Here is a 20,101-nt window from a genome sequence, read left to right on the forward strand (position 1 = left end):
AGGTGCGGGGATGATCGCCAATGGGGCCAAGGCCCCGATACTATGCCCGGAGATAGGTTCCCCTCGCGAAACGCCACCCCACGCCAGCCCCCGGTATGGCCGCCCGGATCGGGGCGGGCTTCCCCCGCCCTCCCTGCCGGTGAGGGCGGGGGAAGCCGCCGGCGGCGGAGCCTCCGATGAAGCCGAAGCGGGAATCAGGCCGCAGGCAGGTCGCGCAGGCCCGGCGGTAGCAGGTCCCATGCCCGGAACAGCCCCACGATGGAGGTGACCTCCATCTTGCGCATGACGCTGCTGCGGTGCAGTTTGACCGTGACCTCGCTGATGCCCAGATCGAAGGCGATCTGTTTATTGATGCGTCCCCGCGCGATCTGGTACAGCACCTCGCGTTCACGGGGCGTCAGCTTGCGGAAGCGGTCGATGGTGCGGTTCACCACCGCCGCCTCTTCCCGCCGCGCGGTGTCCAGGGTGATGGCCGCGACCACGGCGTCCAGCAGGGTCTGGTCCCGCACCGGCTTGGTCAGGAAGTCCACCGCGCCGGCCTTCATCGCCTGCACCGTCATGGGGATGTCGCCATACCCGGTCAGGAAGATGATGGGCTTGGGGTTGCCGGTCTGCGCCAGGTGGCGTTGCAGGTCCAGCCCGCTGGCCCCTGGCATGCGCACGTCCACGATCAGGCAGCCGGGCCGGTCCAGCACGTCGGCCTCCAGCAACTCCCGGGTCGAGGCGAAGCAGGCCGGCTGCAGCCCCGCCGACGCGATCAGGTCCGCCAGCGCTTCACGCAGGGAGGCGTCGTCGTCGACGATGGTGACAAGCGGCCTTTGCCCCCGGTCCAGCGCCGATGACGCCGGTCCTGGTCCGCGCGGGAGCGATTGTTCAACCCTCATACTCCCTCCTCCCTCTCCCGGTCGCGTCCTTGGTCGCACCTGTGGCTGCTCAAGGCGTCGCCGATGGCGGCGAGCAGGGCCGGGGCGTCGAACGGCTTGCGGAAAAAACCATGGATGTCCTGGGCCCGATCCTGGTCCGCGATCTCGTGGCGGCCGGTGATGAGGAAAACCGGCAGCTCCGGCCGCGCCTTCACCACCAGGTCGCGCAGTTGAAAGCCGTCGGTGCCGGGCATGCCGATGTCGGTGATCAGCAGATCCATGTCCGACAGGCCCCGGGCTAGCAGCGCGCGGGCGGACGGGAAGCCGCGCGCCACGTAGCCCGCCGATTCCAGCAGATCCTGCAGCGATTCCAGCAGCCTTGGATCATCATCGACAATCGCCACGACGGACACGCCTGGTGTTCACGGCTCAGTTCCTTTCCGCGCGGCGCGCGTGGGTGATGGGGACGCCCAGCTGCTGGGCGATACGCACCAGGTCGGCCAGCGAGGGGGCGGCCATTTTCCGCATGACGTTGCGGCGGTGGATTTGCAGGGTGACCTCGCTGATCCCCAGTTCGGCGGCCGCTTGCTTGTTCAGCAGGCCGCTGATGACCAGGGGCAGCACCTCCCGCTCGCGCGGCGTCAGGTCCTGGTAACGCTGGCGCCACAGGGCGCGTTCGGCGCGCGCCGTCCTCTTCTCCCGGTCCTGAGCTACCGCCGAGTGGATGGCGGCCAGCAGGTCGGCGTCGCTGAAGGGCTTGGTCAGAAAGTCCACCGCCCCCCGCTTGATCGCCTGGACGGAGGAGGGGATGTCGCCATAGCCGGTGATGAACACGATGGGCGGGTGGTCCCCCGCCGCGATCTGCTTTTGCAGGTCCAGGCCGTTGATGTCGGGCAGTTCGACGTCCAGGATCAGGCAGGCCGGCATATCGGGCTTGTCCGCGCCGACATAGGCGCCGGCCGACCCGAAAGCCAGGGCGCGCATGCCGACGGACGCCAGCAGTTCCTCGAGCGCCTCCCGGATACGCGCGTCATCATCCACGATGAAGACGATATGGTCATCCATCGTCATGATTTCTTGTTCACTTCCGCCGGCAACGTGAAGATGAATTTCGCTCCCTGTGGTTCATTCTTCTCTACCCACAAGCGTCCGCCGTGAGATTCGACAATCGAACGGCTGATCGCGAGGCCCATGCCCATACCATAACCTTTCGTCGTATAGAACGGTTCGAATATTTCTTCCGGATGATCGACGCCTGGACCACGATCACTGACCTCGATCGTTACGTAACCCTCAGTTCTGTACGCGAATATTCCCAATACCCGGTCGCCGGGCACGTCACTCATCGCCTCCATGCCATTGCGAATCAGGTTCACCAGGACCTGCTGCACCTGCACGCGGTCGAACGCGACCAGGGGCAGGTCGTCCGCGATCCCGACATCCAGGCGGACGCGCCGCCGTACCGCCTGGTCGGCCACCAGGTCGCGCGCCTCGATGATGACGCCGTCCAGCGCCGTGCAGTTGCGCACCTTTTCCGATTGGCTGAACAGGGCGCGGATGCGGCCGACGACATCGGCGGCGGCGTTGGCGTCGCGGATGATGCGGTCCACCGTCTTCTGCGCCCTCTGGATGTTGGGCGGATCGGCCAGCAGCCAGCGCTGGCAGGCGTTGGAGTTGGCGACGATAGCGGCCAGGGGCTGGTTGACCTCATGCGCGATGGAGGCCGACAGCTCGGCCAGGCTGGCGGCCTGGCTGGCGCGCGTCAGGTTCTCCTGCACCAGGTGCAGATCCGCCTGCACGCGCATCTGGTCCTCGATGTCGAAACAGATGCCATTCCACTGCACGATTTCGCCCGCCGCGTTGCGCATGGCGATGGCGCGCGTCTCCACCCGCCGGTATTCGCCATCGAAGCGGCGGTGGCGGTGCTTCACCGCATAGGGCGCCCCCGTCTTGAGCGAATGCGCGAACATCTTGCGCACGGTGGCCAAGTCATCGGGGTGGATGACCGTGTCCAGGATGCCGGAGAGGCGCGACGCGCCGGCGCTGTCCTTCTGGTCGACATCGAAGCCGTAGAAGTCGCGCAGTTGCCGGCTGAAATAGATGGGTTCGCCATCCGGCCGGGTGCACCAGATCAGGGCCGGCAGCGCTTCGATCAGATCCTGAACGGGAACGCCGGTCCAGGGGGCCGATGCCGCTCTGTCGCTTGGGCGGGGGGACACTCCGCCACCCAGGCCTCGGATCATCGCCATGGCCGCCGCGACGAGGTCGGTGATGGACGCCGCGATCACGCGAACCATTTGATGCCGGGGAAGCACTACCGTCATGACCGGCCGCTCCTGCCGCATGGGGGAAACCTGGCACCGCGTTATCCGACGCATTTGCCGCGCCTATCCTAGCCGGGCCCCCGGCTGACCGCACCTTATGGAAATCCATGTATTGCCCGGGAGCGTGCGCGGGGACGCGTCCCGCCGCGCGGCTCACACCAAGGGGCAACCACCCCTGACGACTGGCGACCCGAACCTATCTGCAGGGTTGGTATCGGCGGCGGCGGGAAGCACGCGATCATCCGGCCGCTTAACCAAGATCAGACCCCGACATCAGACAGCGGTGCGCCGATGCCGGCCGTCGCGTGTCCGGGTATCGAGACGAAAGCCGAGATCATGACGCGGACAGATGAAACAGCGCCCCCCCCGGGGCGCAAGAGCAAGACGCACCGCGTGGGCCAGCGGCCGCCTTTCGACTGCGTGGCGCTGGTCCTGCAGGGTGGCGGCGCCCTGGGGGCCTACCAGGGGGGCGTATACCAGGGCCTGGCGGAAGCCGGGCTGCATCCCGACTGGGTGGCGGGCATTTCCATCGGCGCCATCAACGCCGCCCTCATCGCCGGCAACCCGCCAGAAGCCCGCGTCGCCCGGCTGCGCGAATTCTGGGAGCTGATCACCACCAATCCCCGGGGCGGCTGGCTGGACGCCTTCGGCTCCAGTCTGGGGCGGGGCGATCTGGCGCGCGGCGCGTTCAGCCAGATCGCGGCGGCCAACGCGCTGATGAACGGTGCGCCGGGCTTTTTCAGCCCTCGCCAACCCAACCCCTGGTTCCATCCGACCGGCACGCCGGAGGCGACCAGCTACTACGACACCACGCCCCTGAAGGCGACGCTGGAACGGCTGGTCGATTTCGACCGCATCAACGCGCCCGGGCAGATGCAGTTCAGCGTTGGCGCCGTGAACGTGCGCACCGGCAACTTCGCCTACTTCAACTCCCGCACCCATCACATCCGGGCGGAACACATCATGGCCAGCGGCGCGCTGCCGCCCGGCTTTCCCGCCGTGGAGATCGATGGGGAGCCCTATTGGGACGGCGGCTTGGTGTCCAACACCCCGCTGGAGTGGGTGACGGAGCGGGAAGGGCACCGGGACATGCTCATCTTCCAGGTCGATCTGTGGAACGCGCGCGGCGAAGACCCCACCACCGTGGCCAACGTCCTGTCGCGGGAAAAGGAAATCCGCTTCTCCAGCCGCACCCGGGCGGCGACCAACGCCGTCCGCCGGCGGCGCCGGCTGGGGAGCGCGCTGGCCACCCTGCTGGAGCGCCTGCCGCCCGACCTCAAGGCCGGGCCGGAGATGGGTGTGCTGGAGGATGCCGCCGACCTCAGCGTCTACAACATCATCCAGCTGATCCACCGCGCCCGGACCTTCGAGCACGCCTCGAAGGACTACGAATTCTCCCGTGCGACGATGGAGGAGCACTGGGCGGCCGGCTACCACGACGCCATCCGAACCCTGCGCCATCCCGAGGTGCTGCAACGCCCTGCCACCCTCGACGGTGTCTTCACCTTCGACCTGGCGGTCGACGGCCGCGAATAACCCTCCCCAACAGCAGAAAGTGCCTTCAATGGACGCGCATGACATCCGCCGGCGCGCATTCGCCATGCCGCTGACCAGCCCGGCCTATCCGCCCGGCCCCTACCGTTTCGTGGACCGCGAATACCTCATCATCACCTACCGCACCGATCCCGACCGGCTGCGCGCCCTGGTGCCGGAGCCGCTGCGCATCGATGAACCGCTGGTGAAGTACGAATTCATCCGCATGCCGGATTCCACCGGCTTCGGTGACTACACGGAAAGCGGCCAGGTCATCCCCGTGACGCTGGACGGGCGCCGGGGCAACTACACCCACTGCATGTTCCTGGATGACGAGGCGCCCATCGCCGCCGGCCGGGAGATCTGGGGCTTCCCCAAGAAGCTGGCCAGCCCGCGCCTGCGCGTCGAGGCCGATACCCTGGTCGCCACGCTGGACTACGGCCCCGTGCGGGTCGCCACCGCGACCATGGGCTACAAGCACCGTGCCGCCGATGTCGAGGCCATGCGCGCCTCCTTCGACGTGCCCAACTTCCTGCTGAAGGTCATCCCGCACGTCGACGGCACCCCGCGCATCTGCGAGCTGGTGGAATACCCGCTGGTGGACGTGACGGTGAAGGGGGCCTGGACGGGGCCTGGCGCCCTGTCGCTGGCCCCGCACGCCCTGGCACCGGTGGCCGAGCTGCCGGTGCTGGAGGTGGTGTCGGCCACGCACATCCTGGCCGACCTGACGCTGGGCCTGGGCGCGGTCGCCCACGACTACCTGGCCTGATGCCCTTTCAACCCCCTGATCGAGAAGGAACACACCCATGCGTCTCAAGGACAAGGTCGCCGTCGTCACCGGTGCCGCCAGCGGCATCGGCAAGGAAATCGCCCTGCTCTACGCCAGGGAGGGCGCCAAGGTCGTGATCGCCGACCTGAACCTGGCGGCGGCGGAGGCCACCGCGGCCGAGATCGGCGGCCGGGGCGGGCGGGCCATCGGCGTGGGCATGGACGTGACCAGCGAGGACCAGGTCGCCGCCGGCATGGCCCACGCCGTCGCCACCTTCGGCGGGATCGACGTGCTGGTCAGCAACGCCGGCATCCAGACGGTGGCGTCGCTGGATGAATTCGACTTCGCCAAGTGGCGGCAGTTGCTGTCCATCCACCTGGACGGTGCCTTCCTGACGACGCGGGCGGCGCTGCGCGAGATGTACCGCGGCGGCCGGGGCGGCAGCATCATCTACATGGGCTCCGTCCATTCCAAGGAAGCTTCCGCGCTCAAGGCGCCTTACGTGACGGCCAAGCACGGTCTGATCGGCCTGGCCAAGGTGGTGGCGAAGGAAGGGGCGAAGCACGGCGTGCGTGCCAACGTCATCTGCCCCGGCTTCGTCCGCACCCCGCTGGTGGACAAGCAGATCCCCGAACAGGCCCGCGCTCTGGGCATTTCGGAGGCCGAGGTCGTGCGTACCATCATGCTGAAGGAAACCGTCGACGGCGAATTCACCACGGCCGACGACGTGGCGCAGGCGGCGCTGTTCTTCGCCGGCTTCGGCTCCAACGCGCTGACCGGCCAGTCGCTGGTGGTCAGCCACGGCTGGTTCATGCAGTAGGCGAGGGCTGGAGGGCGCGTTCGATGGATCGGGAGCTGACGCTGGACGAACTGCTGGACGCGCCCATCGTCCGCCTGCTGATGCGCCGCGACGGGATTGAGGCGGACGCGGTGAGGGGCTTGATGGCGGCCATGCGGCAGCGCGGTGAATTGGCAGGAGTGGACGATGTATCAGGACCCACGGACATCGATGAAGAAGGAGGCGGGCGGGGGACTTTTCCTTCGCGGCGGGTTGTTGCGGGAACAGACATCCAAGATCGCGGCCTTGGCCCGGAATGCCAGGGCGGCCCTGACCAGCGACATCCGGGTGGCGCGGCGCTGCCTCGATGAGATCACCGATGTCCTGGATGGTGTGGACCATGACGCCGGCTGGTCGGACGGCCTTCCGCCCCTGCGGCTCCCGCCCACGGCGGCCGCCTTGTGCAAAGGCGGCCTGGCGCCCTGGCAGCTGCGGCAGGTATTGAGCTATGTCGAGCAGAACATGACCGCGCTGATCACCGTCGGGGATCTGTCGGGCGTGGTTGGTCTCAGCCGCTCCTACTTCGCGCGGGCGTTCAAGATCTCCACGGGCGAGACGGTGCGCGACTTCATCAACAGGCAACGCATCCGCCGGGCCCAGGCGCTGATGGTTTCCAGCGATGCGGCCCTGTGCGCCATCGCCGTCGCCTGCGGCTTCAGCGACCAGGCGCACTTTTCCCGCCGTTTCCGCCAGATGGTGGGGGAGACGCCCCGGCGGTGGCGCCGCACCTGGCCGGGGGAATAGGGTTCAGGGCAGGCGGTTGGCCGACAGCTTGTCACGCAGCTTGGCGGTCAGCCTCTGCGCGAATTCCACGCCGCGCGGATGCTCCTCCCGCAATTGCGGGCGGTGCAGCAGGCGCAACTGGCGGCGCACGGTGGGGCCGTCCAGGCGGATGCGCCGCAGGCGGTCCTCGGGGAAGCCCAGGGTGTACAGCCAGGGCATGACCCCGATGGCCAGGCCGCTCAGCACCAGGCCGTAGAGGGAATTGACCTGGTCCACACGGTACCGGGTGGACGGCGCCAGATCGTTCTGTTGCAGGGCGGCCGAGGTCAGCTCGCCGATGCTGCCGCCGGCGAAATGCACGATCTCCTGGCCGGCCAGGGCGCGCCACGGCAGGCGGTCGTGGGCGGCCAGGGGATGGTCGGCCCGTGCCACCAGCAGCATCTCGTCCTCGAACAGGGGCACGCCTTCCAGGTCGTCATCGGGCAGGGCCTGCACTGTCACCACCAGGTCATAGGTGCCGCCGCGCAAGCCCCGGATCAGCTGGTCGGCGCGCCCGTCATGCAGGTGGGGGACGACGCCCGGCATGTCGCGCGCCAGCTCCGCCAGGGAGGCGGCCACCGCCTCCATCGCCGTGGGGATGGCGCCGATGCGCACCGTGGCGATTTCCCGCCCGGCGACCTCATGCATATCGCTGAAGGCGTTGGCCGCCGTCGTCAGCAGGCGCTGGGCGTGCGGCAGCAGCGAGATGCCGGCGTCGGTCAGCGTCACCTTGTGCGTCGTGCGGTCGAACAGACGTACGCCCAGGTGCGCCTCGATCTGGCGGATACCGGCGCTGATCGCCGGCTGGGACACCGACATCTCCTCCGCCGCGCGGCAGAAGTTCCCCGTGCGCGCCAGTTCCACAAAGAAGCGGAGCTGGCGCAGCGAGACGGGATTCTTCCAGGCGGGGGGCGCGTCGATCGTCCGGGACATGATGATTTTTGTAATAAGGCAAACTTATAAAAACATAAATGTAAAAACTTTCCCCTCTGAAGTCGGCCGCGTCATACTACGTACATAGTCCAAACGGGGGCGGGCCTGAACAGGGCAAGCACGGTGGCGGGCAGCCACCGGGCGCCGCACGGATTGGACGGGCGACGGGCGGAAAGCCTCGCGCCACCTCGGGGGAGGAACCGCCGACCGGGCAAGTGTCGGGCGCAAAAAAACGGACGGGGGCTCCATGTCAATCAGCAGGAAGGCGCGTGCGCGCGCCGGGCGTTTCACCGCGACCATCGTCGCCATCGCCGCGGGGCCGCTGGCCGCCGGCCCAGCCACGGCGCAGACCGCGTCCAGCGACACGGCGCTGACCGAGATCATCGTCACCGGCTCGCGCATCCGCAGCCCCGACGCCACCAGCGTCAGCCCCATCAGCACGGTCAGCGGCGAGGAGCTGCAGCAACGCGGCGTGACGCGGGTCGAGGATCTGATCAACACCCTGCCGCAGGCCTATGCCGACCAGGGCGCCGGCAACCGCGGCGGCACGGTGGGCGCCAGCGGCACCGCCACCATCAACCTGCGCAACCTGGGCAACCAGCGCACCCTGGTGCTGATCGACGGCCGCCGCCTGATGCAGGGCGACCCGGACCGCACGGCGGCGCAGGCGCCGGATATCAACAACGTTCCGGCGGCGCTGATTGAGCGCATCGACGTGGTCACCGGCGGCGCTTCCGCCGTCTACGGCTCGGACGCCCTGGCCGGCGTCGTCAATTTCGTCCTCAAGAAGGATTTCGACGGCGTCCAGGTCGACACCACCAACGGCTTCTACAGCCACACCAACAACAACCCCATCCGGGCCGTTTCGGCGGCGGCCAAGCAGGCCTATCCCGGTGGTGCCACCTTCGACGGCCCGCAGGACGACGTCTCGATCACCGCCGGCAAGAACTTCGCCGGCGGGCGGGGCAACATCACGGGCTTCTTCAGCTACCGCCATGCCGAGGGGGTGGGGACGTCGGCCCGCGACTTCTCCATCTGCGGCCTGTCGGCGGGCGCCAGCGGTTACTCCTGCTCACTGTCCAGCGCGACCTACCCGGCCCAGTTCCAGCCGCTGAACCCGAAGACCGGCGCGGCGCGCGGCACCTACACGCTGGACAGCGCCACCGGCAACACCCTGCGCACCTACAAGACGTCGGACGGCTTCAACAACGGCCCCACCTACGACCTGCAGTCGCCCGACCAGCGCTATAACCTGGACCTGTTCGGCCACTATGAATACGCGCCCGGCCACCAGGTTTATGGCGAGTTCATGTTCATGCGGGATGAGGCCGACATCCGCCTGTCGCCCACCGCCGTGTTCAGCGTGGCGGAGAAGGTCAACTGCAACAATCCCTACCTGTCGGCGCAGGAGGTCAGCGTCTTCTGCACCACGGCGGGGCTGACCTCCGCCCAGACCGCCAACGTGGTGGTGTCGGAACGCGACGTGCAGGCCGGCTCGCGCCACGACTACACCACCCACACCGCCTATCGCGGTGTGCTGGGGGCCAAGGGCGACATCAGCGACGACTGGCAGTACGACGTCTACGCCCAGTACGGCCGCACCAATTATGACTTGCGGCTGACCGGCGACATTTCGCTGTCCAACTTCGCCAACGCGCTGCAGGCCGTGACCAATTCCAGCGGCCAGATCGTGTGCAAGACCGGCGCTGCCGGCTGCGTGCCCATCAACATCTTCGCCATCGGCGGCATCACGCCGGCGGCGCTGGGCTATGTGCAGCAGGATTTCTACCGCACCGGCTTCACCCAGGAAGTGGTGGCCAGCGGCGCCGTCACCGGCCAGCTGTCGGCCCTCACCAGCCCCCTGGCCCACAGCCCGCTGGGCGTGGCCTTCGGCACGGAATACCGCCGGGAGTCGATTGGCCTGACGCCGGACAGCCACTATTCCTCCAAGGACGTGGCGGGCAATTCGGGCGGTGAGTTCCCCATCTCCGGCGCCTTCGACGTGAAGGAACTGTTCGCCGAGGTGACCGCGCCGCTGGTCCAGGACCGGCCCTTCTTCCACAGCCTGTCCCTGAACGCCGGCGCCCGCTATTCCGACTACAGCACCGCTGGCGACACCACTGCCTACAAGGCCGGCGGCGAGTGGGCGCCGGACACCGACATCCGTTTCCGGGGCAGCTTCCAGCGCGCGGTGCGCGCCCCCAACCTGGTGGAACTGTACGGGCCGCAGCAGATCACCACCGCCAACCTGACCGATCCCTGCGAAGGCGCCCATCCCACCGCCAGCCTGGCGGCCTGCCAGGCCTCCGGCGTGACGGTCACGCAGTACGGCAACATCGCTCCGGCGGCGGGGCAGAAGTCCGGCGCCATGATCGGCGGCAACCCGGGCCTGAAGCCGGAAGAGTCCAACACGGTGTCGTTCGGGACCCAGATCACCCCGTCCTTCCTGCCGGGCGTTACGCTTACCGCCGATTATTTCGATATCGATGTGAAAAAGCTGATCTCGACGGTGCCCGCCACGATCGAACTCAGCCAGTGCATCGCCACCGGCACCTTCTGCAACCTGGTGGTCCGCAACCCCACCACCGGCTCGCTGGTCACCAGCGGATATGTCGTCACCACCTACATCAACGCCGGCTACCTCGACACCTCGGGCGTCGATTTCTCGCTCTCGGCCAAGTATGACGTGGCCGACCTGATCGGGGTGAACGGCCTGGGCCGGGTGGGGCTGAACTTCTCTGGCACCTTCACCGACAAGTATGAGATCCAGGTGCTGCCCAACACCCCGTCCTACCGGTGCGAGGGCTACTTCGGCGTCACCTGCGGCATGCCCATCCCCAAATGGCGCCACCGCATGGTGGTCGACTGGAGCCTGCCGGACGGCGTGGACCTGATGGCGACCTGGCGCTACATCGGCGGCACCCGCAACGACAAGTCCAGCAGCGCCGTCTACCTGGCGGGCGCCTACCAGCCCTATGACGCCACGCTGCCCAGCGTCAGTTATCTGGACCTGGGCGTGTCGCTGGCCCTGACTGACGACATCAGCCTGCGGGTGGGCGTCAACAACGTGTTCGACAAGGACCCGCCCCTGACCGCCAGCACCGGTGGCCAGGTTTCCAATGGCGCTTTCTACAGCGGCATCTACGATGCCCTGGGGCGCTATGTCTTCACCAACGTGAGCGCGCGGTTCTGATGGGGGCATCGATGAAGCTCGTTCATGCCGCGCGCGCCGCGGCGCTGGTCCTCTTCCTGGGTGCGGCCTCTGGGGGCGCGGCGGTTCCGGCCGCCGCGTCCGACAAGACCCTGGTCTATTTCGACAATGATTTCCTGGGGCCTGGCCAGAGCAACATCCAGGCGATGATCCCGCTGCTGCGGGACCCCAAGGTCGAACTGCTGGGGGTGGGCGTCGTCACTGGCGACGCCTGGCTGGAGGAGGAGACGCGGCACCTGCTGCGTTTCCTGGAGATCGCCGGCCGGCCGGACGTTCCGGTGGCCAAGGGGGCGGAGATGCCCCTGCTGCGCACCCAGGGCGAGATGCGGGCCTGGGAACAGCGCTACGGCGCCATCCCCTGGAAGGGGGCGTGGAACGCGCCGCGCCCGGGCCGGAGCTATCATCCCGACGACCCGGCGCTGGTGCCGCCCATGCCCGAGGGCGAACCCCAGGTCGCGGCGGTGCCGGAAGACGCGGCGCACCTGCTGATCAGCCTGGTGCGGGCCCACCCGGGAGAGGTCACCGTCATCACCGCCGGGCCGCTGACCGACATCGCCCTGGCGCTGCGCCTGGCGCCCGACCTGCCGGCGCTGGCCAAGGAGATCGTGGTGGAGGGCGGCGGGCTGGACCTGGCCGTGGCCCGGGTCACCGGCAACACCGACTACGCCACCGACTTCAACTTCCTGTTCGATCCCGAGGCGGCGCACATCGTGCTGACCGCGCCGTGGAAGAAGATCACCGTCATGGGCAACGTCACCGGCGGTGTGAAGGTGACGCCGGAGCTGGTGGGGCAGGTGGCATCCGCCGGCACGCCGCTGGCCCGCTATTTCCATGACTACGCCAAGGTCGGCCAGCCGCTGTGGGATGAGCTGACCGCCGCCGTCGCCATCGACCGCTCCCTGGTCACGGAGGAACTGGTGGCCCGCATGGACGTCGACCTGCTGCCGGGGCCGGCCTATGGCACCGCGCAGATCTGGAAGGACGAATTCGCCCCGCACCAGGGCGAGCAGACGGTGCACATCGTGCAGAAGGTGGACACCGCCCGTTTCCTGTCCGCGTTCACGGCCCAGGCCCGGCGATGAGGGGCCCCGCGATGAGGGCGCTGCTCGATCGCCGCTTCCGCCTGGCGGAGCGCGGCACCAGCGTGGGGCGCGAGGGCGTGGCCGGCCTGACCGCCTTCATGGCGGCGGCCTACCTGATCGTGGTGATCCCGTCGCTGCTGTCCAGCGGCGGCATGGACCGGGGGGCCGCCACCACCGCCGCCATCGTCGTCATGGCCGTGGGCAGCCTGTTCATGGGGTTTTACGGCAACCTGCCCTTCATCGTCGGGCCGGGCCTGGGCGGGTCGGCCATCCTGGGCATCACCCTGGCGCAGACCGAGCACATTCCCTGGCCGGCGGGCCTGGGCATCGCCCTGCTGTCGGGTGTCCTGTTCCTGGTGATGACCCTGACGGGCGCGCGCACCCTGGTGATGCGGCTGGTGCCGGCCCCCATCAAGCTGGGCTTGGGGGCGTCGCTGGGCCTGTTTATCGCCCTGCTGGGCTGCCGCGACGCCGGCATGGTGGCGCTGAACACCAAGAGCGTGGCGCTCTCGCTGGGGGATTTCAGCCAGCCTGGCCCCATCGTCGCCCTGATCGGCCTGGGTGTCGCCGTGGCCCTGCAGGCGCGCCGGCTGCCGGGCGCCATGCTGGCGGGCATTGTGGCGGCGACGCTGGCGGGCATCCCGCTGGGGCTGACGGTGTTGCCGTCCTCCCTCGTGGCCTTGCCCCGGTCCTTCCAGCCGATCTCGTTCCAGATCGATATCGGCAGCGCCTTTTCGCTCACGGCCTTGCCCTACCTGTTCGCCTTCTTCGCTGGGGAGTTCTTCTCCACCCTGGGCACCACGCTGGCCGTGGGCGCCAAGGCGTCGCTGACCGATGAGCACGGCAACCTGCCGGGCATCGAGCGGCCCTTCCTGGTGGATTCCGTGATGGCCACGCTGGGGCCGCTGATCGGAATCCCGTCGGGCACCGCCCTGGTGGAATCCGCCGCCGGGGTGGAGGCGGGCGGGCGAACCGGCCTGACCTCGGCCTGGGCGGCGCTGTGCTTCCTCGCCACCCTGCTGGTGACCCCCCTGGTGATGGCGGTGCCCCGGCAGGCGACGGCGCCGGTGCTGATCCTGACCGGCCTGTCGATGTTCGGCACCATCCGCCACCTGGTGGCCGATGAGATCGGCGACCTGATGCCGGCCCTGGTGATGGTGCTGGTCACCCTGGTGGCCAACAATTTCGGCACGGGCATCGCCGCCGGCATCCTGGCCTACGTCCTGGTCCAGATCCTGGCCGGGCGGGTGGCCCGCGTGCCGGTCGGGCTGCTGATCCTATCCGTTCCGCTCGGCTACTACTTCTATGTCGCCGCGACCCGGCATTAAGCCGCCGTGGCGCTTATCATGGGCCTTTCATGACCATTCCCATTACCGACACGCTTGCCACCGTGCCGCCGGCGCGAACCGGCCGCACGGTCACCGAGGCGCAGCGTGCCTTCTTCCGCGCCATGCCCAAGGTGGAGCTGCATTGCCACCTGCTGGGCGCGGTGCGAGCCCAAACCTTCGCCGACCTGGCCGCCAAGCACGGCGCGCCGCTGAGCGCGGCGGAGATCGAGGCGTTCTACCGGCGGGGTGACAAGCCGGTGGGCGTCCTGCATGTGCTGCGCGCGCTGGAACGCCACCTGCTGCTGGAGCCGGACGACTTCCGCCGCATCGCCTACGAATACCTTGAGGATGCGGCGGCGGAGAATGTGCGCCATGCCGAGTTCTTCTGGAACCCGACGGCCACCCTGCGCGACACCGGCCTGGCCTATCATGAGGTGCAGGCGGCCCTGGTCGCCGGCATCACCGAGGCGGCGGCTGATCATGGCATCAGCGGCCTGCTGATCCCATCCATCGACCGTGAGGCCGATCCGGCCGCAGCGCTGGAGATGGTGGAACTGATGGCCGCCGCCCGCCATCCGCTGGTGCCCGGCATCGGCATCGATTATCGCGAGACGGACCGCCCGCCCGAGCTGTTCGCCGAGGCCTATGCCCTGGCCCGCCGTAAAGGCTTGCGCCTGACCGCCCACGCCGGGGAGTTCGGCACGCCCTGGCACAACGTGGAAACCGTGGTCGACCGCCTGCGGGTGGACCGGGTTGACCACGGCTACAGCATCGTCGACAACCCCGACCTGATGCGCCATTACGCCGACCGCCGCATGGTCTTCACGGTGGTGCCGACCAACTCCTACTACCTGCGCACCCTGGCGCCGGAGCGGTGGGCGGCCGAGCACCCCATCCGCCGCATGGCCGCCGCCGGCCTGGCCATCCACCCCAACACCGACGACCCGACCCTGCACCGCGTCAGCCCGGCCGGCGCGTGGGAGCTGATGTACAGCCACCTGGGCTTTGGCATTCCGGACCTGCGCGGCATGATGACCGCCGGCATCGCCGGCAGCTGGGCCGATGCCGGGCAGCGGCTCGCCTGGCACGCCCAGTGGCCGGCGCTGTTCGACACCCTGGCGGCGGGGCTGGATTGGGAACCCTCGACCCTATGACCGGCGCCACCCTCCAGGTCATCCGCCTCAGCCGGACCGCCGCCGCGTCGGTGCCGCCCGTGACGGCGGCGATGGTCCGCCGCTGCATCCTGGATTGGTTCGGCCTGGCGATCGCGGGGGCGGACGAACCTGTCTGCCGCGCACTGCGGGCCATCGCCCTGGCCGAAGGCGGCCGGCCGGCGGCCACCGTCATGGGTTGCCAAGGCGGCCAGGGCGTGACCGTGCGCCAGGCGGCCTTCCTCAATGCCGTGGCGGGCCATGCGCTGGATTATGACGACGTCTCGCTGGCCATGCATGTCCACCCAACCACCGTCATCCTGCCGCCGCTGCTGGCGCTGGCGGAGGAACGGGCGTTGACGGGCGGGGCGGTGATGGCCGCCTTCGTCGCCGGTTATGAGGCGGCGGGCATGATCGGGCGCTGGCTGGGGGTGGGGCCCTATGACCGCGGCTTCCACATGACCGGCACCCTGGGAGCCTTAGGCGCGGCGGCGGCCTGCGCCCATCTGCTGGGTCTGGGCGAGGAGGCGACGGCGCGGGCCTACGGCCTGGCGGCGTCGCAGGCGGCGGGCTTGAAGGCGCAGTTCGGCACCATGACCAAGCCCATCCATGCCGGCCGGGCGGCGGAGGCGGGGCTGTGCGCCGCCCTGTGGGCCGGGGCGGGGATTTCCAGTTGCACCGACATCCTGGAGGCGCCCCAAGGCTACGCCGCCACCCAATCCGCCATCCCCGCCAGCCCCATCACCTGGCACGGCTATGAGCTGGACCGCAATTCCTTCAAGTACCACGCCTCCTGCTTCGGCACCCATGGCGCCATCGAGGCGATCGCGGCGCTACGCGCCCAAGGTCTGGAGCCGGGGGATGTGCGGCGGGTGCGCCTGACCGTCGATGCCGGTGCCGACCGGATGTGCAACATCGCCGCCCCCCGCACCGCGACCGAGGCCAAATTCAGCCTGCGCTTCGCCGCCGCCTTGGCCCTTGCGGGCGCGGATACCAGCATGCCCGGGCTTTTCACCGACGAGGCGACGGCGCGGCCGGATCTCGTAGCCCTGCGCGACCGGGTGACGGTGGCATTCGGCCCGCCGGACTGGCCGCCCGACCTGACGGCGGTGGAGGTCACGCTGGCCGATGGATCGCGCCGTCAGGCGCGCTGCGACACCAGCCTGATCGGTGCCGACGACACCCGCCTGCGCGCCAAGTTCCTGAACTTGGCTCAGGTTCTGCCGGATGGGACGGCCCATCGGCTGGCGGAACGGGTGGCGGCTTTCGAGACCGAGAATGATCTCGGCGGGCTGTGCCGTCTGGCGGCGAAGGCGGGGCAAGGCTGAGGTCCCTCGGCCCTTGCCATGGCTTGGGTCCGCAGGGACGGAGGTCGCCCGTTTTTTCAACGATGGGGCGAATTGGGCCTTATGCCCGCCACAATCCGGCGGCCATGATCCTGGCAATCCTGTTCGACAACCCGAGGGCGAAAGCCCTGGAGAGGCGGCCTTGCGCGGTGGGGCGCTGGGCCGTTACAATATTGCATAAATTGGGGAATGGAATGCGCGACAGGCTGATCATACGCTGGGGCATGGGGCGTGCGGTCTGGGTGCTGCTGACGGTGGCGGCCTTCCTGTGCCTTCTGTTCTGGGCGCGCACCGGCGGTGCCACGCCCGTGCGGACCCACAGTCCTGAATTGGTGGCCCGCAACCACATGGCCCCGTACCCTGGGCCTGTCGCCCACCGATCATCCACAGGCTGGGCGGAGACTGGACCGAGCGCCAGCGGCGCCGCTTCGACCCGGGCCATGCCGGTCCCCATGCCTGATTGGCGGCGCCATTAGACGGAATTTCACGGTCGCGGGGAATAGGCGGCATGCCGAATACGGGCGACGGCCAGGCGCCCTCATGTCGGATAAGGGAGATGCATCCACCGCCTTGAGGACCACACCCGCCATGACCCCGGCCCCGCCGTCTTCGACCCTGGCGCCCGAGCAAGTGGTGGACGGCCAGTTGCGCGCCTACAACGCCAAGGACATCGACGCCTTCATGGCCTATTGGGCGGAGGACGCCCGCATCTACCAGCATCCCGACACCCTGCTGGCCAGCGGGGCGGGGGAGATCCGGGCGCGCCATGTCATCCGCTTCCAGGAGCCCAACCTGCACGGCCGGCTGCTGCATCGCCTGGCGGTGGGTGCCACCGTGGTGGACCATGAGGTGGTGACCCGCACGTTTCCGGATGGTCCCGGCACGGTGGAAGTCATCGGCATTTATGAGGTGACGGCCGGCCGCATCAGCCGTGCCTGGTTCACCACAGGCTCGCCCGTATTGGGGTGAGAGGGCATCATGTCATCCGCACGCGACGAAGGAGCCCCGGCCGTGGCCGTGACCATCTATGGCATCAAGAACTGCGACACCATGAAGAAGGCCCGCGACTGGCTGGACCGGCGGGGCATCGACTACGCGTTCCATGACTACAAGGCGGTGGGCGTCGACCAGGACCGGCTGCGCGCGTGGTGCGGCGCGCTGGGTTGGGAAACGGTGCTGAACCGTGCCGGCACCACCTTCCGCGCGCTGCCCGACGCCGACAAGCAGAACCTGGACGCCGCCAAGGCGGTGGCCTTGATGGCGGCCCAGCTGTCCATGATCAAGCGCCCGATTCTGGACCTGGACGGCACGCTCCTGGCCGGTTTCAAGCCGGAGCGGTATGAGGAGGCGTTCGCCGCCGCTGGTCGCTGATTCCATTCCTGGGGGCTTAGGCGCGATCCAGCCCCCAGGGATTGAATGTTCTCATTGCGAGGTCCAAAAACGGAACATGATGAGAACATTTCTGCTTGTGGTTCTTGGAACGTTCTGGCAACACTAAGCCCATGAACGGCCGGGCGTAAGGGTACGCCGGCCCCGGATAGACAAACGGTGGAGGGGTAAATGGCGTACATTGCGGTCCACGACACGATGCACGGTGTCGGTTTTGCCCCGAAATCGACCCTGCTGCGCCGCCGCGCGCTGGGCCGGGCCGGCGCCAATGGCGGCCGCCTGGTGCGGGACTTCCTGGCGCTGGCCAGCCTGTTCGCCACCCTATACGGCGCCGTTTTGATCCTGGGCGCCACCATGGGCGTCTGACGTCACCAGCCTTTGCCTGGCCGCCGCTCCCCGGGCGGGCGGCCCGAAAGCAAACACCCCGCCCGAGTCTCCTCAGGCGGGGTGTTTTTTCGCATCCGGCGCTGGTGGGGCGCTGAAAGCCGGGGTGTCCTCCCCGACGGTTCAGCGGCGCTGGGCGCGGTGGTAGGGGATGGGGATGGGCCGGGCCGCATGCTCTTCCTTGCGGCTGGCGGACATCTCGATCTCCATGCGGGCGATCACTTTGCGCAGTTCATGCAGCGCGTCGGTCAGGCCCTGCATGCCACCCTCGGGGTTGGCCTTCCAGGCGGTGTAGGCTTCGGCGCTGCGCTGGGCGGCGACGGTCATGCGCTGATCGGCCGGCTCCGTCGGGGCCTCGGCCGCTTCCAGGCGGGCGGCGTTGCGCTGCTGTTGGCGGTAGGGATATTCCGAACCCACTGGGCGGTCGCTGTTGTAGGGACGGTCCAGCAGCTGGTCCATGCTTTCCGTTTCGGACGCCGCGCCCACGGGCGCGCGGTTCCCCTGGCGGTCGCCATAGGGGCGCTGGCCTTGGCTGACGGCCGGCGGCTGGCTGCGCTCCTGGGCGGCGTTGGCCACGGCGGCGCCGGTCAGGGTGCGACGCTCGCCCCGCTGCGGACGATCGCCAAAGCGGTCGCCCCTAGGCTGTTCACCGTCGGCGCGCTCTGCCCGGGGCTCACGCTCCGGACGGCCTTCACGGCCTTCCTGAGACCGTCCTTCATGGGAACGCATGGGACGCTCGCCGCGGGGGCCACGCTCGCCGGCGGCGCGCGGGGCGCGCTGCGGCTGCTCGAGGGCCGGGGCGGTTTCCACCGGGGCGGGGGCCGCCGGCGTCTCGGTCACCGCTGGCTGCTCCAGCGGCAGGGCCGGGGCGGGAGTGGGGGCCTCCGCCTTGGGCGCGCGGGCGGGTTTGGGCGCGGGGGGCGTTTCCGCGACCGGCGCGGGAGCGTCGCCGCCCTCACCGGGTTGAGCCGTTTCGGCCTTGCGCACGATGTACGAGATGGCGCTGGGCGTGCAGTCGAATTCGCGGGCGATGGCCGACAGCGTGGCCCCGGCGCGATAGCGCTCCAGAATGGACGGCCAGGCCGACTGCGGGATGCGGCCGCGCCGCTTCGGGGCGTCGCCGTCGGCTTCCTTCTCGACGCCGTCCTGGTTCTGGATGTCGCTGGGCTGCCACAGGGGCTCTTGGGTCATGTCTGTCACACATCATTCAAAGGGCCGGCAGCCGAACGATGGGGGCTGACCCGGCAGTCGCGGACGGGGTGTGCCAAGGCGCGCCGGAAGCGCGGGCCAAAGCCCGCCGTAGGGCACCCCCTGATGTCGCCGCCGTCATTTATATGACAGCCGGACCACACCTTTAAAAAGCGATATTCAAAACCTCGAAGTATTCAGATGTCTTTATAAACAAAGACAAGGAATACCAACGCCACGCCATGCGGGTTTCCGCCCGAGAGGCAGCGGCGCGAGGTTCATGAAAATCCAGTTGAACTGAAGTGCCGGGTCGCCGTTGCGAATGTCCGCCAGGGCTGGCCGATGACACCCAAGTCCTGATCTTTATTTAAAAGAAAATCCCCGGACTGCAAGCGCTGATTCCACCGTCATCGCTCTTTTTTAAAAACTCCATTCGCCAACTCGCCGGCAGCCCCCTGGACGGCGGTGCCGATGGATGTGCCGGGCGGGTTGCCGGCCTAGGCGAAATCGAGGAGTCTCAACCGCAAGCCGGAATCTCGGCGCGTTTTTGGCGTCGGGTTCCCCCTGCGCGCCGCCGCCACCGTCGCCTCCATCCATTCCGCCCGCGACTCAGGGGTGGCGAGGCGGCCCGCCTTGCCGGCCGGGGGTGGCGCTGCTATGCCCTTGGGCCATGGCCAAGCGATCCTCACAATCCCGTTCCGCCGTGTCCGCCCGTCAGGGCGGCAACCGCCAGAAAGGCGACCGGCGCTCTCCCCGGCCCACCCGCAAGGGGACGCCGGTCGCCTCCCCGCCGATGTCGGTTCGCATCACGTCCCGGGCGCGCTGGCATATGGCGGCGGCTGCCCAGGTGATCGCCGGCGCCGCCCTGATCCTGGCGTCATCGGCGCTGTGGGCGGCCATCATCGCCCTGCTGTTGTTCGCGACGGCCGCCGGCACCCTGGTCTGGGCCCGGTGGCAGGCATAAAGTCCGGATACGCTGAGTCGGGCCCCAGTCGAAACG

General features: G+C 68.6%; 19 protein-coding genes. 13 read left to right on the forward strand and 6 right to left on the reverse strand.

All coding sequences use genetic code 11. The features are described from left to right. Positions 1–194 precede the first annotated feature (194 nt). The 4 genes from UAA55_RS21900 to UAA55_RS21915 are packed head-to-tail and all read right to left on the reverse strand — an operon-like array spanning position 195 to position 3,187. Positions 195–884 carry a response regulator transcription factor gene (locus tag UAA55_RS21900; RefSeq protein WP_322955370.1) on the reverse strand — a complete coding sequence of 230 codons (690 nt, stop codon included), beginning with the start codon at positions 882–884 and terminating at the stop codon, positions 195–197. Further along, on the reverse strand, positions 881–1,267 hold the full coding sequence (locus UAA55_RS21905) for a response regulator transcription factor (RefSeq protein ID WP_322955371.1): 387 nt from the start codon (positions 1,265–1,267) through the stop codon (positions 881–883). Before UAA55_RS21905 ends, UAA55_RS21900 begins: the two co-directional genes overlap by 4 nt. 25 nt (positions 1,268–1,292) lie before the next feature. Then, the gene (locus UAA55_RS21910) at positions 1,293–1,934 is read right to left on the reverse strand and encodes a response regulator transcription factor (protein WP_322955372.1); all 642 of its coding nucleotides are present in this window, start codon (positions 1,932–1,934) and stop codon (positions 1,293–1,295) included. Continuing rightward, the gene (locus UAA55_RS21915; protein WP_322955373.1) at positions 1,931–3,187 is read right to left on the reverse strand and encodes a sensor histidine kinase; all 1,257 of its coding nucleotides are present in this window, start codon (positions 3,185–3,187) and stop codon (positions 1,931–1,933) included. The genes UAA55_RS21910 and UAA55_RS21915 overlap by 4 nt, the downstream gene beginning before the upstream one ends. 336 nt (positions 3,188–3,523) lie before the next feature. On the opposite strand from UAA55_RS21915, the gene UAA55_RS21920 reads away from it, so the two are divergent. From UAA55_RS21920 to UAA55_RS21935, 4 genes are all read left to right on the forward strand, one after another. Next, the gene (locus tag UAA55_RS21920) at positions 3,524–4,723 is read left to right on the forward strand and encodes a patatin-like phospholipase family protein (protein WP_322955374.1); all 1,200 of its coding nucleotides are present in this window, start codon (positions 3,524–3,526) and stop codon (positions 4,721–4,723) included. Positions 4,724–4,751: 28 nt separating this feature from the next. Next, positions 4,752–5,489, forward strand: a complete 738-nt coding sequence (locus UAA55_RS21925) for an acetoacetate decarboxylase (protein ID WP_322955375.1) — start codon at positions 4,752–4,754, stop codon at positions 5,487–5,489. 37 nt (positions 5,490–5,526) lie between these two features. Next, positions 5,527–6,309, forward strand: a complete 783-nt coding sequence (locus tag UAA55_RS21930; protein ID WP_322955378.1) for a 3-hydroxybutyrate dehydrogenase — start codon at positions 5,527–5,529, stop codon at positions 6,307–6,309. Positions 6,310–6,474: 165 nt separating this feature from the next. Continuing rightward, positions 6,475–7,071 carry a helix-turn-helix domain-containing protein gene (locus UAA55_RS21935; protein WP_322955379.1) on the forward strand — a complete coding sequence of 199 codons (597 nt, stop codon included), beginning with the start codon at positions 6,475–6,477 and terminating at the stop codon, positions 7,069–7,071. 3 nt (positions 7,072–7,074) lie between these two features. Here UAA55_RS21935 and UAA55_RS21940 read toward each other — a convergent pair whose 3' ends face one another. Further along, positions 7,075–8,022, reverse strand: coding sequence for a LysR family transcriptional regulator (locus tag UAA55_RS21940; RefSeq protein ID WP_322955381.1), 948 nt, complete (start codon positions 8,020–8,022; stop codon positions 7,075–7,077). A gap of 247 nt (positions 8,023–8,269) precedes the next feature. On the opposite strand from UAA55_RS21940, the gene UAA55_RS21945 reads away from it, so the two are divergent. From UAA55_RS21945 to UAA55_RS21980, 8 genes are all read left to right on the forward strand, one after another. Then, positions 8,270–11,215 carry a TonB-dependent receptor domain-containing protein gene (locus tag UAA55_RS21945; protein ID WP_322955383.1) on the forward strand — a complete coding sequence of 982 codons (2,946 nt, stop codon included), beginning with the start codon at positions 8,270–8,272 and terminating at the stop codon, positions 11,213–11,215. 11 nt (positions 11,216–11,226) lie between these two features. Then, on the forward strand, positions 11,227–12,315 hold the full coding sequence (locus UAA55_RS21950) for a nucleoside hydrolase (RefSeq protein WP_322955385.1): 1,089 nt from the start codon (positions 11,227–11,229) through the stop codon (positions 12,313–12,315). 11 nt (positions 12,316–12,326) lie between these two features. Then, positions 12,327–13,643: an NCS2 family permease gene (locus UAA55_RS21955; protein WP_322955387.1), complete on the forward strand. Its 1,317-nt coding sequence runs from the start codon at positions 12,327–12,329 to the stop codon at positions 13,641–13,643. 29 nt (positions 13,644–13,672) lie between these two features. Further along, positions 13,673–14,797: an adenosine deaminase family protein gene (locus tag UAA55_RS21960; RefSeq protein WP_322955389.1), complete on the forward strand. Its 1,125-nt coding sequence runs from the start codon at positions 13,673–13,675 to the stop codon at positions 14,795–14,797. Further along, positions 14,794–16,122, forward strand: a complete 1,329-nt coding sequence (locus UAA55_RS21965) for an MmgE/PrpD family protein (RefSeq protein ID WP_322955390.1) — start codon at positions 14,794–14,796, stop codon at positions 16,120–16,122. Before UAA55_RS21960 ends, UAA55_RS21965 begins: the two co-directional genes overlap by 4 nt. 606 nt (positions 16,123–16,728) lie before the next feature. Beyond that, positions 16,729–17,109 (forward strand): nuclear transport factor 2 family protein, encoded by a 381-nt coding sequence (locus UAA55_RS21970; protein ID WP_322955391.1) that lies wholly within the window; start codon positions 16,729–16,731, stop codon positions 17,107–17,109. A 9-nt stretch (positions 17,110–17,118) separates the two neighbouring features. Next, positions 17,119–17,511: an ArsC family reductase gene (locus UAA55_RS21975; protein WP_322955393.1), complete on the forward strand. Its 393-nt coding sequence runs from the start codon at positions 17,119–17,121 to the stop codon at positions 17,509–17,511. Positions 17,512–17,700: 189 nt separating this feature from the next. Next, positions 17,701–17,895: a hypothetical protein gene (locus UAA55_RS21980; RefSeq protein ID WP_322955394.1), complete on the forward strand. Its 195-nt coding sequence runs from the start codon at positions 17,701–17,703 to the stop codon at positions 17,893–17,895. Between the two features lie 141 nt (positions 17,896–18,036). Here UAA55_RS21980 and UAA55_RS21985 read toward each other — a convergent pair whose 3' ends face one another. Further along, positions 18,037–19,104, reverse strand: a complete 1,068-nt coding sequence (locus tag UAA55_RS21985; protein WP_322955395.1) for a hypothetical protein — start codon at positions 19,102–19,104, stop codon at positions 18,037–18,039. A gap of 700 nt (positions 19,105–19,804) precedes the next feature. Between UAA55_RS21985 and UAA55_RS21990 the strand changes: the two genes are divergently transcribed. Then, positions 19,805–20,065: a hypothetical protein gene (locus UAA55_RS21990; RefSeq protein ID WP_322955396.1), complete on the forward strand. Its 261-nt coding sequence runs from the start codon at positions 19,805–19,807 to the stop codon at positions 20,063–20,065. The last annotated feature ends 36 nt before the right edge of the window (positions 20,066–20,101 follow it).

Source organism: Nitrospirillum guanabarense (genome assembly GCF_034653355.1).
GTDB lineage: Bacteria > Pseudomonadota > Alphaproteobacteria > Azospirillales > Azospirillaceae > Nitrospirillum.

Bases quoted from the DNA above. Each gene is read 5' to 3' on its own strand.
- UAA55_RS21900 (WP_322955370.1), bottom strand. From the start codon at position 884: ATGAGGGTTGAACAATCGCTCCCGCGCGGACCAGGACCGGCGTCATCG.
- UAA55_RS21910 (WP_322955372.1), bottom strand. From the start codon at position 1,934: ATGACGATGGATGACCATATCGTCTTCATCGTGGATGATGACGCGCGT.
- UAA55_RS21915 (WP_322955373.1), bottom strand. From the start codon at position 3,187: ATGACGGTAGTGCTTCCCCGGCATCAAATGGTTCGCGTGATCGCGGCG.
- UAA55_RS21920 (WP_322955374.1), top strand. From the start codon at position 3,524: ATGACGCGGACAGATGAAACAGCGCCCCCCCCGGGGCGCAAGAGCAAG.
- UAA55_RS21925 (WP_322955375.1), top strand. From the start codon at position 4,752: ATGGACGCGCATGACATCCGCCGGCGCGCATTCGCCATGCCGCTGACC.
- UAA55_RS21930 (WP_322955378.1), top strand. From the start codon at position 5,527: ATGCGTCTCAAGGACAAGGTCGCCGTCGTCACCGGTGCCGCCAGCGGC.
- UAA55_RS21935 (WP_322955379.1), top strand. From the start codon at position 6,475: ATGTATCAGGACCCACGGACATCGATGAAGAAGGAGGCGGGCGGGGGA.
- UAA55_RS21940 (WP_322955381.1), bottom strand. From the start codon at position 8,022: ATGTCCCGGACGATCGACGCGCCCCCCGCCTGGAAGAATCCCGTCTCG.
- UAA55_RS21945 (WP_322955383.1), top strand. From the start codon at position 8,270: ATGTCAATCAGCAGGAAGGCGCGTGCGCGCGCCGGGCGTTTCACCGCG.
- UAA55_RS21950 (WP_322955385.1), top strand. From the start codon at position 11,227: ATGAAGCTCGTTCATGCCGCGCGCGCCGCGGCGCTGGTCCTCTTCCTG.
- UAA55_RS21955 (WP_322955387.1), top strand. From the start codon at position 12,327: ATGAGGGCGCTGCTCGATCGCCGCTTCCGCCTGGCGGAGCGCGGCACC.
- UAA55_RS21960 (WP_322955389.1), top strand. From the start codon at position 13,673: ATGACCATTCCCATTACCGACACGCTTGCCACCGTGCCGCCGGCGCGA.
- UAA55_RS21965 (WP_322955390.1), top strand. From the start codon at position 14,794: ATGACCGGCGCCACCCTCCAGGTCATCCGCCTCAGCCGGACCGCCGCC.
- UAA55_RS21970 (WP_322955391.1), top strand. From the start codon at position 16,729: ATGACCCCGGCCCCGCCGTCTTCGACCCTGGCGCCCGAGCAAGTGGTG.
- UAA55_RS21975 (WP_322955393.1), top strand. From the start codon at position 17,119: ATGTCATCCGCACGCGACGAAGGAGCCCCGGCCGTGGCCGTGACCATC.
- UAA55_RS21980 (WP_322955394.1), top strand. From the start codon at position 17,701: ATGGCGTACATTGCGGTCCACGACACGATGCACGGTGTCGGTTTTGCC.
- UAA55_RS21985 (WP_322955395.1), bottom strand. From the start codon at position 19,104: ATGACCCAAGAGCCCCTGTGGCAGCCCAGCGACATCCAGAACCAGGAC.